The 13,524-nt window shown below is 73.1% G+C and carries 13 protein-coding genes; 5 read left to right on the plus strand and 8 right to left on the minus strand.

Annotation, left to right across the window (positions count from 1 at the left end):
• Nucleotide 1: 1 nt before the first annotated feature.
• Nucleotides 2-979, minus strand: a complete 978-nt coding sequence (locus tag ACIBTU_RS27185) for a LysR family transcriptional regulator (RefSeq protein ID WP_399129084.1) — start codon at nucleotides 977-979, stop codon at nucleotides 2-4.
• A gap of 88 nt (nucleotides 980-1,067) precedes the next feature.
• On the opposite strand from ACIBTU_RS27185, the gene ACIBTU_RS27190 reads away from it, so the two are divergent.
• Nucleotides 1,068-1,997: a zinc-binding dehydrogenase gene (locus ACIBTU_RS27190; RefSeq protein WP_399129085.1), complete on the plus strand. Its 930-nt coding sequence runs from the start codon at nucleotides 1,068-1,070 to the stop codon at nucleotides 1,995-1,997.
• A 66-nt stretch (nucleotides 1,998-2,063) separates the two neighbouring features.
• The gene (locus ACIBTU_RS27195; RefSeq protein ID WP_399129086.1) at nucleotides 2,064-3,122 is read left to right on the plus strand and encodes an alpha/beta hydrolase; all 1,059 of its coding nucleotides are present in this window, start codon (nucleotides 2,064-2,066) and stop codon (nucleotides 3,120-3,122) included.
• A 257-nt stretch (nucleotides 3,123-3,379) separates the two neighbouring features.
• Here the strand turns inward: ACIBTU_RS27195 and ACIBTU_RS27200 are convergent, their stop codons facing one another.
• The 4 genes from ACIBTU_RS27200 to ACIBTU_RS27215 form a co-directional block, all read right to left on the minus strand.
• Complete coding sequence (locus tag ACIBTU_RS27200; protein ID WP_399129087.1) at nucleotides 3,380-4,372, minus strand: malate dehydrogenase; 993 nt, start codon at nucleotides 4,370-4,372, stop codon at nucleotides 3,380-3,382.
• A 365-nt stretch (nucleotides 4,373-4,737) separates the two neighbouring features.
• Nucleotides 4,738-5,781, minus strand: coding sequence for a DUF2690 domain-containing protein (locus ACIBTU_RS27205; protein WP_399129088.1), 1,044 nt, complete (start codon nucleotides 5,779-5,781; stop codon nucleotides 4,738-4,740).
• 305 nt (nucleotides 5,782-6,086) lie between these two features.
• On the minus strand, nucleotides 6,087-6,506 hold the full coding sequence (locus ACIBTU_RS27210) for a DUF3017 domain-containing protein (RefSeq protein ID WP_399129089.1): 420 nt from the start codon (nucleotides 6,504-6,506) through the stop codon (nucleotides 6,087-6,089).
• Nucleotides 6,496-7,359, minus strand: coding sequence for a bifunctional methylenetetrahydrofolate dehydrogenase/methenyltetrahydrofolate cyclohydrolase (locus ACIBTU_RS27215; RefSeq protein ID WP_399129090.1), 864 nt, complete (start codon nucleotides 7,357-7,359; stop codon nucleotides 6,496-6,498). The genes ACIBTU_RS27210 and ACIBTU_RS27215 overlap by 11 nt, the downstream gene beginning before the upstream one ends.
• Before the next feature lie 143 nt (nucleotides 7,360-7,502).
• Between ACIBTU_RS27215 and ACIBTU_RS27220 the strand changes: the two genes are divergently transcribed.
• From ACIBTU_RS27220 to ACIBTU_RS27230, 3 genes are all read left to right on the plus strand, one after another.
• Nucleotides 7,503-8,174 (plus strand): RDD family protein, encoded by a 672-nt coding sequence (locus ACIBTU_RS27220; protein WP_399129091.1) that lies wholly within the window; start codon nucleotides 7,503-7,505, stop codon nucleotides 8,172-8,174.
• Nucleotides 8,175-8,332: 158 nt separating this feature from the next.
• Complete coding sequence (locus tag ACIBTU_RS27225) at nucleotides 8,333-9,067, plus strand: FHA domain-containing protein (RefSeq protein ID WP_399129092.1); 735 nt, start codon at nucleotides 8,333-8,335, stop codon at nucleotides 9,065-9,067.
• Entirely contained in the window at nucleotides 9,064-10,641 is a 1,578-nt protein-coding gene (locus ACIBTU_RS27230; RefSeq protein ID WP_399129093.1) for a protein kinase, read from the plus strand. Before ACIBTU_RS27225 ends, ACIBTU_RS27230 begins: the two co-directional genes overlap by 4 nt.
• Before the next feature lie 9 nt (nucleotides 10,642-10,650).
• On the opposite strand, the gene ACIBTU_RS27235 is transcribed toward ACIBTU_RS27230, so the two are convergent.
• The 3 genes from ACIBTU_RS27235 to purN form a co-directional block, all read right to left on the minus strand.
• A complete protein-coding gene (locus tag ACIBTU_RS27235; protein WP_399129095.1) occupies nucleotides 10,651-11,088 on the minus strand; it encodes a hypothetical protein in 438 nt (145 codons plus the stop codon).
• Between the two features lie 171 nt (nucleotides 11,089-11,259).
• Nucleotides 11,260-12,834 (minus strand): bifunctional phosphoribosylaminoimidazolecarboxamide formyltransferase/IMP cyclohydrolase, encoded by a 1,575-nt coding sequence (gene purH / locus ACIBTU_RS27240; RefSeq protein WP_399129096.1) that lies wholly within the window; start codon nucleotides 12,832-12,834, stop codon nucleotides 11,260-11,262.
• A complete protein-coding gene (gene purN, locus ACIBTU_RS27245) occupies nucleotides 12,831-13,451 on the minus strand; it encodes a phosphoribosylglycinamide formyltransferase (RefSeq protein ID WP_399129097.1) in 621 nt (206 codons plus the stop codon). Before purN ends, purH begins: the two co-directional genes overlap by 4 nt.
• Between the last annotated feature and the right edge of the window lie 73 nt (nucleotides 13,452-13,524).

Below are 13,524 nucleotides of genomic sequence, written 5' to 3' on the forward strand. Positions count from 1 at the left end.
GTCAGGGCTGGTCGAGGTCCGGTAGCCAGTCCCGTACCGGATCGTGGTCCAGCCACCGCCGCCGCCCCGCCAAGTCGGCGCAGGCCCGCAGCAGTTCGGCGATCGCCGGGTGCTCGCGCCCGGCGGGCCACACCAGGGACCAGGCGTACAGCGGGGTCGGCTCGACGAGCGGGACGACGCGCAGCCCAGGATCGCGGGGCAGCGGGACGTCGGCCGGGAAGAGAGTGAACTGGTCGGACTCGTCACGGAGTTGGGCCAGGAACGCGTCGAGGCCGAGATTGGGCCCGCCCTGCCGCGCCTCGATGCCGAACCGGTCGGCGAACCGGGTCAGGAAGTCGAGCCGTACGGTCTCGGCGGGATAGCGCAGCACGTACGGGCGCAGGTCGGCCGGGCGGAGGGCGTCGGCGGCGGCCAGGGGGTGCCGGGCGCCGAGGACGGCGTCCACGGGTTCGAGCCGCACCAGTCGCCGGACCAGCCCCGCGTCGGGCAGGGCGTGCACGCGGCCGAAGCCCGCGTCGATGTCGCCGCGCGCCAACGCCTCCGCGACGGACGGATAGTCCCGGCCCGCCCCCGATTCCACCCGGAGCCCGGGCGCGGCCTCGATCATCGCGGCGACGGAGCGCAGCGGTGCGTACAGGTGCCCCCAGACGTCGAGGCGCAGCGGGCCGGGCGGGGCGCCGCGCGCGGCCTCGACGGCGGTGCGGCCCGCGTCGAGGAGCCGCCGGGCCGGTTCGAGGAACCGGGCGCCCTCGGCGGTGGGCGCCACCCCGTGGACCCCCCGCTCGAAGAGCCGGACCCCGAGCACGCCCTCCAGCCGGGCGACCCGTTTGGACAGCGCCTGCTGGGTGATCCCGAGCCGGCCGGCGGCCCGCCCGAAGTGTCGCTCGTCGGCGACGGCGGCGAAGGCCCGCACCTGCGCGAGATCGAGGTCGAGGTCGAGGTCACCGTTCACGCCGTTCAAGCCGTTCAAGCCGTCCACACGAGGCAGCCTACGGAACAACCACCGGTTGTCGCCCCCGCTCACCGGTTGTTGGACCGCCTCGCCCCGCCCCGGGTCCACTGGCCCCATGAGAGCCTACGCACCCACCGGCCTGGCCCACACGGGCGCACCGCACGTCGTCCTCACCGAGCGCCCGCAGCCCCGCCCGCGCCCCGACGAGGCGCTGATCAAGGTCGAGGCGTACTCCGTGAACCGGGGCGAGACCTTCAAGCTGGAGGAGCCCGGGGCGACTTGGCTGCCCAGCAAGGACGTCGCCGGGCTCGTCGTGCAGCAGGCCGCCGACGGCAGCGGCCCGGAGGCGGGGCGGCGCGTCGTCGGTCATCCGATGGACGCGGGCTGGGCCGAGTACGCCGCGGTGCCGGCGTCGGCGCTCGCCGCGCTCCCCGACGGCGTCGACACCGTGCGGGCCGCGGCGCTGCCCCTCGCCGGGCTCACCGCGCTGCGGCTGCTGCGGGCGGCGGGCCCGGTGGGCGGCCGCCGCGTCCTGCTGACCGGTGCCTCGGGCGGGGTCGGCCATTACGTCACCGAGCTCGCGGCGGCCGCCGGGGCCCGGCTGACCGCGGTCACCGGCTCGCCGGAACGCGGGGCGCGGCTGAAGGAGTTGGGCGCGGAGCAGGTGGTGCACGACGTGACCGCGGCGACGGGCCCGTACGACCTGGTGCTGGAGTCGACGGGTGGCGGCGCGCTGCCGGCCGCCCTCGCGCGCCTGCGCCGCGGCGGCACCCTGATCTGGTTCGGCCAGGCCTCCCGCACCCCGGTCACGCTCGACTTCTTCGACTTCTTCAAAGGCCCCGAGTCCGCGACGCTGCGCCACTTCCACTACATGGACTTCCCCGAGTCGTTCGCCGACGACCTGACGGCGCTGGTGCGGCTCGTCGCGGGCGGCCGGCTCCGTCCCGAGCTGGGCCGGGTCGCGGACTGGGCCGACACCGCCGCCACGCTCGTCGACCTGCGGGAGCGCCGTATCCGCGGCAACGCCGTCCTCACCCTCTCCTGACGCCCCCGAAGACACCCAAGTACGCCCACGCACACCCACGTACAAGCTGAGAATCCCGGAGCACCCATGCCGACCCCCTTCTTCCGCCAGCCCGGCGTCCTCCCCGACTTCATCGCCCAGAACCGCTCCCGGACGTACGGCGCGGGCCTCGACCCGTACACGTACGAACGCGTCACCGGCGCGCTCACCGACCTCATGGACTGGCCCGGCACCTTCGTCGGCGAGGGGCGTCGGCACCTCGCCGACGCGGAGCGGTTCGAGGCGGGCGGTGCGATGCGCTCGGCCGGGGAGGCGTACCGGCGGGCGGCCCGCTGGTTCCACTGCGCCGTGCTGCTGCCGCACCCCGACCGCGAGCAGGCGGCGCACGCCGCGCGGCAGGCGGACGCGGCGATGGACCGCGCGCTCGCCCTCCTCGAACCGGACGCCGTACGCATCGAGGACCACTCCTACGCGGGCCGGCTGCGCGGGGCCGCGCACGCGGGGCGGGGCGTGGCCGTCGTCGTCCCTGGCCTCGACTCGTCCAAGGAGGAGTTCCACGACCTGGCGGACGCGCTGCTCGCGCGCGGGGTCGCGGTCTTCGCGATGGACGGGCCGGGGCAGGGGGTGCGGGCGGCGACGACCACGGTGGACGCCGACTACCACCACGTCGTGGCGCGGGTCGTCGACGCCCTGCACGCCCGGCTGGGCGCCCCCGTGCCCGTCGCCGTCGTCGGGCTCAGTCTCGGGGGCTACTACGCGGCCTGGAGCGCCGCGCACGAACCGCGGATCCGGGCGGCCGTCACGGTCAGCGGGCCGTACCGGCTGACGGGGTGGGACGACACGGTGCCGTTCGTGCGGGAGACGCTGGCGCTGCGAAGTGGTTCGGAGCGGGCCGGGCGGGAGTTTCTGGCCCGGGTCGATCTCCGGGACGCGGCGCCGCGGATCCAGGTGCCGCTGCTCGTGGTCGACGGTGCGGAGGATGTGATTCCCGGGGTGGAGAACGGGGCAGCTCTTGCTGCGGCGGCGCCGTACGGGGAGTACCTGTCGGTGCCGGGCGGGGACCATCTGCTCGGCAATGTGCGGGACCGGTGGCTGCCGGTGGTGGGGGACTGGATCGCGGAGCGTCTGCGGGGTGCCGGTTCGTAGGCGGGTGCCGGCCGGTGGGGGCTGGTCGCGCCCGCGCGGCGGAGCCGCAAATCGACACAGCCCCGCGCCCCTAGAGGCGAGCGGCTTCGCCGCTCAGCCTCTATCGGGGAAATGCGCCCGAAGGGCATGCATTTCAGGGGCGCGGGGAACTGCGCGACCAGCCACGACGAAACCCGCACCCGCCCCACAAACAAAAGCCACCCGCGGCGGGTCGTGACGACCCGCCGCGGGTGGCTACCCGCTCCGTGGAGCCGGGATCAGATCAGGCCGAGCTCGCGGACAGCGTCCCGCTCCTCCGCCAGCTCCTTGACGGACGCGTCGATCCGCGCCCGCGAGAACTCGTTGATGTCCAGGCCCTGGACGATCTCGTACTTGCCGTCCTTCGTGGTGACGGGGAACGAGGAGATCAGGCCCTCCGGGACACCGTAGGAGCCGTCCGACGGGATACCCATGGAGGTCCAGTCGCCCTCGGCGGTCCCGTTGACCCAGGTGTGCACGTGGTCGATCGCGGCGTTCGCGGCCGAGGCGGCCGAGGACGCGCCGCGGGCCTCGATGATCGCGGCGCCGCGCTTGGCGACGGTCGGGATGAACGTGTCGGCCAGCCACTTCTCGTCGCCGCCGATGGCCTCGATGGCCGGCTTGCCCGCGACGGACGCCTGGAAGATGTCCGGGTACTGGGTGGCCGAGTGGTTGCCCCAGATGGTGAGGCGCTTGATGTCCTCGACCGAGGCGCCGGTCTTCTGGGCCAGCTGCGTCAGCGCGCGGTTGTGGTCCAGGCGGGTCATCGCGGTGAAGCGCTCGGCCGGCACGTCCGGGGCCGCGGCCTGGGCGATCAGGGCGTTGGTGTTGGCCGGGTTGCCGACGACGAGGACCTTGATGTCGTCCGCGGCGTGGTCGTTGATGGCCTTGCCCTGCGGCTTGAAGATGCCGCCGTTGGCGGCCAGCAGGTCGCCGCGCTCCATGCCCTTGGTGCGCGGGCGCGCGCCGACGAGCAGGGCCACGTTCGCACCCTCGAAGCCCTGGTTCGGGTCGTCGAAGATGTCGATGCCCTTGAGCAGCGGGAAGGCGCAGTCGTCGAGCTCCATGGCGGTGCCCTCGGCGGCCTTGACGCCCTGCGGGATCTCGAGGAGGCGCAGCTTGACCGGCACGTCCGCGCCGAGCAGGTGGCCAGAGGCGATGCGGAAGAGCAGTGCGTAGCCGATCTGGCCGGCGGCGCCGGTGACGGTGACGTTCACAGGAGTGCGGGTCATGGCGTTCTCCGTAGGACAGCGGGGTTTTGATCGATCTCTCTACATCAAGAGATCCGCCGGTCAGGCTATCGCGCCCCAACCCGGGCGGACCTACCGGTGCGTGTGGCTCAGCCCACAGCGGCACCGTAGTGCACTCCTGCGAGTCACGGACCGCAGACCTGTTCACACCGAAGCGGCCGCCGGCCGGTGATTCCGGGCCGGCGGCCGCTGTGGGGGTGCCACTCAAGTGACCGATCCCGTGGGGGTACTGCGCGCCTTCCCCGAAGGCGCGCCCCCATGCGCATCGCCCGCGCATCGCCCGCACATCACGCGCGCGTCCCCTCGCCGCGATGGCCCGGCCGGGTGACCCGCGCGGGAGCTCGGGGCTACTGCGTGCAGATCTCCTTGCCGGTGGCGAGGGTCGCGCAGGCCTTCGCGTCGGCGGCCGAGCCGACGGCCAGCATCGGCGTGTACGCGTCCGTGTCGGCCTTGCCGACCAGGCCCTTCTTCGAGGACTCGGTGCCGGACTTCAGGAGCACGCTGTCCCCGGGGGCCGCCCCCTGGACGCGGGCCCAGGCCGCCTTGCACGTCTTGCTGTAGCGGACCTGGACGACGGTGGTGCCGGACCTGACCTCCGCCCCGTTGGACGCGAGTTCGCCGCCGCAGCCCATGGCCTCCGGGTCCTTGCCGGTGCAGCTGTCCCCCACGCACTCGACGCCCGCGGGCAGCTTCGGCGCGCTGGTCGTCGGGGTGGGCGACGGCTCGGCCTTCTCGCCCTTGTCGCCGCCGTTGGTCAGCACGTAGGCGAGGGCGACGACGAGCGCGGCGCCGACGAGGCCCGCCACGAACATGGTGATCCGCCGGCCGCCCCCGTTGCCCTTGCCGTCCCCGTCCCCGTTCCCGCCGCGGCGGCCCCCACCGCCGGGCGCGGCCGGAGCCGCGGGGGGCGCGGAGGGGCCGAAGCCGTCGGTACGGGGCCCCATGGCCGGCGAGACGCCCGCCGGGCCCGCGACGCCGGTGGGCCGGGCCGCGGTGGCGCTGCCGCCCCGGCCGCCGCCCTGGGCCGCACGGCCGCCCGGCGCGTCACCCCCGAACTCTCCCAGTGCCGCGCGGGCCTGGGAGATGCGTATCGCCTCCATGGTCATGTCGTGGCGCATCTCGGAGCGGCTCCAGGCACGCTCGGCGAGCTCCCACATGGTGGTCAGATGCATCGGATTGGTGCCCGTGACCTCGGCGAGCGCGACGATCGCGCCCTTCGGCGGGAGCAGCCGCCCGTTCAGATACCGCTCCCACGAGGTCTTGCTGTAGCCCGTGCGGTCCGACAGCGCGGCGATCCCGAGCCCGCTGCGGTCGACCAGCCGGCGCAATTGGCTGGCGAACTCCTTGACCTGCGGATCGAGTTCGTCCGGTAGCGCCTTCCAACGAGGCATTGCCTTCCCCCTATTCCCCCCGTGCGTGCCTGATTCCCCCGCGCCGCACCAACGCTTCGGCCCCCACTGCCTACCCATTGGGATGCGGGTAGCCAGGATGTCAGTTCCCCGGCAGGGGGCGCACGGGGGCATCCGGCCCCGCCCGCGCCGCGGCGCGCCCCCGCACGCCGCACCAGGTCCGGGACGTCCGGGACGGTCCCGATTTTCCAGGCTATGTGCGCGATCCGCCCCCGTGCGACAGAATCCCCGAACCTGCCCGGAGATCACCACACAGGGACGGACTCGCTCCGTTCGTCACCGGCCGGTCAGCGCACGGTGAAGTGCAGGGTGTCCTGAAGGAAGGGGATCTTCAGCCACGGCTCGGGCTGGGCCATCAGCGCGAGCAGCACGATGACGGCGCCGAGGATCCCGTAGGTCAGCAGATCGGTGAAGCGGGAGCGCACGGCCAGCATGCCGACGCTCGGCAGCACCCAGCGCATGACGGCCCCGCCGAGCAGCGCGACGCCGACCAGGATCGTGCCGATCCGGAACAGGTCGAAGGCCGTCAGGAGCAGCCCGAGGCCGGTCACCGCGAGGACGACGATCAGCGGCCACTGCCGGGCGGGCGCCGGGGCGCCGCCCGGGGCGGCGCGGCCGCCGCCCTCGGGGCGCGCCGTGTCACGAGTCCACCGCGGGAAGCGGCGCGTGCCGTGCTTCTCCCCGCCGGTGGTCACGTCAGCCGACACCGTTCGCGTTCCGCTCCGCGGCCTCGACCACGTTGACGAGGAGCTGGGCGCGGGTCATGGGGCCGACGCCGCCCGGGTTGGGGGAGATCCAGCCGGCGACCTCGGCGACGCCGGGGTGCACGTCGCCGACGATCTTGCCGCTCTCGTCGCGGGAGACGCCGACGTCGAGGACGGCCGCGCCGGGCTTGATGTCCTCGGGCTTGATCAGGTGCGGCACACCGGCGGCGGCCACGACGATGTCGGCGCGGCGCAGGTGGGCGGCGAGGTCACGGGTGCCGGTGTGGCACTGGGTGACCGTCGCGTTCTCCGACTTGCGGGTGAGCAGCAGCGGCATCGGGCGGCCGATGGTGACACCGCGGCCGACGACGACGACCTCGGCGCCCTTGATCTCCACGCCGTGCTCGCGGAGCAGCGTGATGATGCCGTACGGGGTGCAGGGCAGCGGGGCCGGCTCGTTCAGGACGAGGCGGCCGAGGTTCATCGGGTGCAGGCCGTCGGCGTCCTTGGCCGGGTCCATCAGCTCGAGGATGCGGTTCTCGTCGATGCCCTTGGGCAGCGGGAGCTGGACGATGTAGCCGGTGCAGTCGGGGTCCTCGTTGAGCTCACGGACCACGGCCTCGATCTCCTCCTGGGAGGCCGTGGCAGGCAGCTCGCGGTGGATCGAGGCGATTCCGACCTGGGCGGAGTCGCGGTGCTTTCCTGCGACGTACTTCTGGCTGCCGGGGTCCTCGCCGACGAGAATCGTGCCGAGGCCGGGCGTGACGCCCTTCTCCTTCAGCGCCGCCACGCGGGCGGTCAGGTCGGACTTGATCGCGGCTGCGGTGGCCTTGCCATCGAGAATCTGGGCGGTCATGCCGCCATTGTTCCAGGGCGGCCCTCGTTCACCCAAGTTGCACTTGCACAACGGCCCCCGGAAGTGGCTGGACAGGGGCCCCGCCCGTTGAGAAGCATGATCGGCACCGCTCTCTCCTTGTCGTCCCCGGAGGAAAACCCGCCATGAGTTTCGGCGACCCGAACAACCCCTACGGCCAGCAGCCGCCCCAGGGCACCCCGTACGGACAGCAGGCCCCACAGGGCGTGCCGCCGCAGGGCTACGGCCACCCGCAGCAGCCGGGCCAGCCCTACGGGGCGTACCCGCAGCAGCCGGGCGGCCCGATGGTTCCGGGCGGGGTTCCGCCGCTGGCCTCGATGGGGCGCAGGCTCGGCGCCCGCCTGATCGACGGCATCCCGCTCTCCATCATCAACTTCGCGCTGATGCGCCCGGCGATGGCGGACTACTTCGACGCCCTGACGTCCTGTGACTCCTCGGACACCGACGCGTTCAACAGCTGCGTCCAGGACGCCATGACGGACTTCTACGCCGGCATCATCCCGGTGATGCTCGGGATGCTGGTCGTCGTGTTCCTCTACGAGGTCCTGATGACCGCCTTCGCCGGCGGCACGCTGGGCAAGCTGGCGGTCGGCATCCGGGTCCTGAAGGTGGACGACGGCCGCAAGCCCGGCCTCGCCTCCGCCCTGCTGCGCTGGGTCATCCCCGTCGTCGGCATCTTCGCCTGCGGCATCGGCCAGCTCCTCGTCTATCTGTCCCCGTTCTGGGACAAGTCCGGCCGTATGCAGGGCTGGCACGACAAGGTCGCGAGCACGGTCGTGGTGAACGTGAAGGGCTGACCGACCGCCCGTCCCGGAGATGGCCGCAAACACCCCTACGTTCGGGGGGTTTGCGGCCATCCGCTTTATCCGGGTCGGCCCCTTTCCCTACGCTGAGTCACGGACCGCCGGAGAAATCCGGGGAACGCTCGGAAATCGGGGGAAGGTGGGCCACCACCATGCACAGTGTGATCGTCGTGCCCGCGCCGGACACGGAGCCGCGGGGGCAGTTCCGGCTCGGCCCGGGTGAGCGCCTGCGCTTCGGGCGCTGCGACCGGAGCAACGACCTGACGTTCGCGCACGAGGGCGTGTCGCGCGTCGCGGGCGAGATCGCCGCCCAGGGCACCTTCTGGGTGCTGAGCAATCTCAGCTCGCGGCAGACCTACGTGGTGGAGAACCCGGAGGGCGCGGGCGAGCACATCAAGGTCGCCGCGGGCCGGCTGGACGCGCCGGTGCCCTTCGAGTTCTCCCGGGTGGTGCTGCCCGCCGCGGGCGACCTGCTGCCGTTCGAGGTGTGGGCGCCGCGGCACGACTACGCGCGGGGCCCGGGCCGGGCCGGCGAGGGGGCGCCGACCGCGCCCGCGTTCAGCCTGGACCCGGGCAAGCGGTACTTCGCGGTCCTGGCCGCACTGTGCGAGCCCCGGCTGCGCGGGCAACCGCACGCCGCGCTGCCGACCGTCGACCAGATCGCCGAGCGGCTGCGCCCGACCTGGCCCGCGTCGAGCCGCTCCGCCGTGCAGTGGAACATCGACTACCTCGCGGTGAAGCTGCGCCTGAAGTCCGGCCCCGACACCTGGGACCCCGGCCCGCGCCTCAACGGCAAGCGGGAGTCCCTCGCCTCCCTCGCCCTCCGCTTCGACCTCGTGCGGGAGGACGACCTGGCGGTGCTGAGCGGCGGCCCGGGGCGGTCGTGAGCGGGTCCGGGGGCTCCTTCGGGCACACCGTGCGGGTCGCGAAGGGGTTCCGGATCGGCCACTGGGAGGTGCGCGAGCCGCTCGCCTCCGGAGCCTTCGGCACGGTGTACGCGGCCCGGCGTGCCCGGCCGTCGGACACGCTGCCGCGCACGGCCGCCCTGAAGTTCCTGCCGACCGGCACCCGCACCCCGCGCCAGCTCTCCCACCTGCGGGAGCTGGCGGACCGGGAGGTGCAGTTGCTGCGCCGGCTGCGGGACACGCCCCGGCTGGTCCGGCTCTACGAGACCCTCACCGTCGACGCGCCGGACCAGCCCGGGCTCGACGGCGCCACCGTCCTCGTACTGGAGCTGGCCGAGGGCTCGCTGGCCGGGCTGCTCGAGCGGACGCCGGCTCCGCCGCACGCCCCGGAGCTGCTCGCCCAGGTCTGCCAGGGGCTGTACCAGCTGCACCGGGCGGGGTGGGTGCACGGGGACCTGAAACCGGCCAACGTGCTGCTGCTCGCCGACGGCTCGGTGCGGCTGGCCGACTTCAACATGGCGGCCGAGCTGGACGGCACGCACGCCTACACGCCCGCCTTCGCGACACCCGACTACACGCCGCCGGAGCTCCTGTGGGCGGAGATCGGCGAGCGCGGGCAGAAGATCCGGCCGACGGCGGACGTCTGGGCGTTCGGCGTCCTCGCCCATCTGGTGCTCAGCGGGGCGTTCCCGCTGCCCGGCGGCACGCCCGCCGCGCGCCGTGACGCGGCGGTGCGCTACGCGCGGGGCGGCGACGAACTGCGGCTCGCCCCCGGCGTCCCCGACGCCTGGCGCGGCATCGTCACCGACTGTCTCGCCCGCACGCACGAGGAGCGCGCCGCCCTGGACGCCGCGGAACTGCTGCGCCGGGTGGAGGCGGCCACGGGTGTCCGGTCCGCACGGCGGCCGCTCGGACCCCGTCGGCGCCGGGTCCTGGCCTGGGCGGCGGGTGCGGTTGTGGCGGTCCTCGCGGCGGGCGGGGTGACGCTCGCGCTGACCGGCGGCGGCGCTCCCGGAGACGGCACTTCGGGCGGCGACGGGAAGGCCGCCGCGCGGTACGGCGCGTCCGAGCTGCGCACCGACGCGGGCGTCCCGGTGCGCTACCGGAAGCTGATCGTGGACGCCGCGCACGGCTGCCGCGAGCCGGAGGTCACCCCGGCCCTGATCGCCGCGATCCTGAAGGCGGAGAGCGGCTTCGACCCGGATCTGTCCGACCCCGGCAAGGACGAGTACGGCATCGCCCGCTGGACCCCGTCCGTCCTCTGGTACTGGATCGACCCGCGCCGCAGACCCCAGGTGATCAAGGATCTGCGGCCGCCGTTCCCCCCGGACGTGTCGATCCCGGCGGTGGGGCGCTACGCCTGCGACATCGCCCGCCAGCTCGCCCCGCCCGGCCGGGTCGAGGGAGAGCGCGGCGTGCTCGTCGCGGTCGGCTACCGCACCTCCGCCGGGACGGTGAACAAGGAGGGCGGCGTCCCCGACCGGGTCCGCCCGTACGCGGACCGGGTCGGGCACTGGCTGAAGGCGTACGCGCCGCCGCCGAAGGCCGGTCAGTAGCGGTCGTGGTCAGTAGCAGTTGCGGATCTTCCAGACCGGGCCCCAGTCGTAGCTGGTGGACTGGGCGTCGACCGGCACGTTCTTCACGACGTTGCCGGACTGGCCGTAGAAGGTGGCGGTCGCCCGGTCACCGGTCTGGAAGTTGGCGTAGCCGCCGTTGCCCTTGAAGTAGGACAGCGAGTAGGTGTGGCACTCGTAGAGCTTGAACACCTTGTACTGGCCCTTGTTCGGGTCCCAGGTGCGCACGCACAGGTTGCCGGTCGGGCAGGTGTAGCCGGGGCCGTCGGAGTAGAAGTACGGCGCGGCCGGCGACACGCTCGGCGAGGCGGCGGCGACCCGCTCGGCGCGGGCCGGGGACGCGGGCGAGGCGGTGGCGGTGGGTACCAGGCTGACGGCGGCGACACCGGCGGCGGTGGCTGCGGTGCCGAGCAGGAGACGAAGACGCATGAGCTGAACTCCCCGTGGTCGTTCGGGTGTTGCGGTCGAGTTCATCGTGCTCGCGGGGGCGCCCGCTGACAGCCTCGGACGTCCGAGGGTCCGTCCGGGGGACGTGTGGGCAAAGGTGAGGGCCCGCCGGTCGGTGACCGGCGGGCCCTCACCCGTTCACTGCTTCGTGCGTCAGTGGAAGAAGTGACGCGTGCCCGTGAAGTACATCGTCACGCCGGCCTTCTTGGCGGCCTCGACGACCTGCTCGTCACGGATGGAACCGCCGGGCTGCACGACCGCCTTCACGCCGGCGTCGAACAGGATCTGCGGCCCGTCCGGGAACGGGAAGAAGGCGTCGGAGGCGGCGTACGAGCCGCGCGCCCGCTCCTCGCCGGCCCGCTCGACGGCGAGCTTGCAGGAGTCGACGCGGTTGACCTGGCCCATGCCGACGCCGACCGAGGCGCCGTCCTTGGCGAGCAGGATCGCGTTGGACTTCACGGCGCGGCAGGCCTTCCACGCGAACGCCAGCTCGTCCAGCTCGCCCTGCGAGAGGGCGTCGCCGGTCGCGAGCGTCCAGGTGGCCGGGTTGTCGCCGTCGGCCTGGATGCGGTCGGCGACCTGGAGGAGCGCGCCGCCGTCGATCTGCTTCGTCTCGACCTTCGCGGACGGGCCGTTCGGGGCGCGCAGCACGCGGATGTTCTTCTTCTTGGTGAGGGCCTCGAGCGCGCCGTCCTCGTAGTCGGGCGCGACGATGACCTCGGTGAAGATGTCGGCGACCTGCTCGGCCATCTCCTTGGTGACCGGGCGGTTCACGGCGATGACGCCGCCGTAGGCCGAGACCGGGTCACAGGCGTGGGCCTTGCGGTGAGCCTCCGCGACGTTCGAGGCGACGGCGATACCGCACGGGTTGGCGTGCTTGATGATCGCGACGCACGGGTCCTCGTGGTCGTACGCGGCACGGCGCGCGGCGTCCGTGTCCGTGAAGTTGTTGTACGACATCTCCTTGCCGTGCAGCTGCTCGGCCTCGGCCAGGCCGCCCGTGCCGTCGACGTAGAGCGCGGCGCCCTGGTGCGGGTTCTCGCCGTAGCGGAGCACGTTCTTGCGCTCGTACGTGGCGCCCAGGAAGTCGGGGAAGCCGGAGGAGTCCGCGGCGGCGTAGTCGTCGGCGAACCAGGAGGCGACGGCCACGTCGTAGGCGGCGGTGTGCTGGAAGGCCTCGGCGGCGAGCCGCTTGCGGGTGGTGAGGTCGAAGCCGCCGTCCTTGGCCGCCACGAGGACGTCCGCGTAACGGGCCGGGCTGGTGACGACCGCGACCGAGGGGTGGTTCTTGGCGGCGGCGCGGACCATGGAGGGGCCGCCGATGTCGATCTGCTCGACGCACTCGTCGGGGGTGGCGCCGGAGGCGACGGTCTCCCGGAACGGGTAGAGGTTCACGACGACGAGGTCGAACGGCTGCACGCCCAGCTCGTCGAGCTGCTTGCGGTGGTCCTCGAGACGCAGGTCGGCGAGGATGCCCGCGTGCACCTTGGGGTGCAGGGTCTTCACCCGCCCGTCGAGGCACTCGGGGAACCCGGTGAGCTCCTCGACCTTGGTGACCGGAACCCCGGCACCGGCGATCTTCGCGGCGGTGGAACCGGTGGACACCAGCTCGACGCCCGCCTCGTGGAGCCCGCGCGCGAGGTCCTCCAGACCGGTCTTGTCGTAGACGCTGACCAGGGCCCGGCGCAGGGGCCGCTTGTTGCTTCCGGCGGTGTTTTCCGCGGTCACGGGATGACTACCTTTCGTCCCTCGATGGTGAAGCCGTCACGGGCCAGACGCCCCACGACCTCCACGAGCAGCGTGCGCTCGACTTCCTTGATGCGCTCGTGCAGAGCGCTCTCGTCGTCCTCGTCCCGGATCTCGACCACGCCCTGGGCGATGATCGGGCCGGTGTCGACGCCGTCGTCGACGAGGTGGACGGTGCATCCGGTGACCTTGGCGCCGTACGCGAGCGCGTCGCGCACGCCGTGCGCACCGGGAAAACTGGGCAGCAGGGCGGGGTGCGTGTTCACGAACCGGCCGCCGAACCGGGCGAGGAATTCCTTCCCCACGATCTTCATGAAGCCCGCGGAGATCACGAGGTCGGGCTCGTACGCGGCGGTCGCCTCGGCGAGCGCGCGGTCCCACTCGTCGCGCGAGGCGTGGTCCTGCACGCGGCAGACGAAGGTCGGCAGTCCCGCGCGCTCGGCGCGCTCCAGACCGGCGATGCCCGGGCGGTCGGCGCCGACGGCCACGATCTCGGCCCCGTACGCCTCCGGGCCCTGCGCCGCGACGGCGTCGAGCAGTGCCTGCAGATTCGTGCCTGATCCGGAGACCAGCACGACGAGGCGCTTGGCCTTGGCCACGACGGGGCCCTTTCTCGGGAACTGAGCGTCTTGCGACTTTGTATGGTCGTACAAAGGCTTCGGTGTCCCCGAT

It is taken from the genome of Streptomyces sp. NPDC050145, from assembly GCF_044460245.1.
Taxonomy (GTDB): domain Bacteria; phylum Actinomycetota; class Actinomycetes; order Streptomycetales; family Streptomycetaceae; genus Streptomyces.

Coding starts and splice junctions, on each gene's coding strand:
- ACIBTU_RS27200 (WP_399129087.1), bottom strand. CDS start 4,372: ATGACCCGCACTCCTGTGAACGTCACCGTCACCGGCGCCGCCGGCCAG.
- ACIBTU_RS27190 (WP_399129085.1), top strand. CDS start 1,068: ATGAGAGCCTACGCACCCACCGGCCTGGCCCACACGGGCGCACCGCAC.
- ACIBTU_RS27235 (WP_399129095.1), bottom strand. CDS start 11,088: ATGCGTCTTCGTCTCCTGCTCGGCACCGCAGCCACCGCCGCCGGTGTC.
- ACIBTU_RS27215 (WP_399129090.1), bottom strand. CDS start 7,359: ATGACCGCCCAGATTCTCGATGGCAAGGCCACCGCAGCCGCGATCAAG.
- ACIBTU_RS27225 (WP_399129092.1), top strand. CDS start 8,333: ATGCACAGTGTGATCGTCGTGCCCGCGCCGGACACGGAGCCGCGGGGG.
- ACIBTU_RS27205 (WP_399129088.1), bottom strand. CDS start 5,781: ATGCCTCGTTGGAAGGCGCTACCGGACGAACTCGATCCGCAGGTCAAG.
- ACIBTU_RS27220 (WP_399129091.1), top strand. CDS start 7,503: ATGAGTTTCGGCGACCCGAACAACCCCTACGGCCAGCAGCCGCCCCAG.
- ACIBTU_RS27195 (WP_399129086.1), top strand. CDS start 2,064: ATGCCGACCCCCTTCTTCCGCCAGCCCGGCGTCCTCCCCGACTTCATC.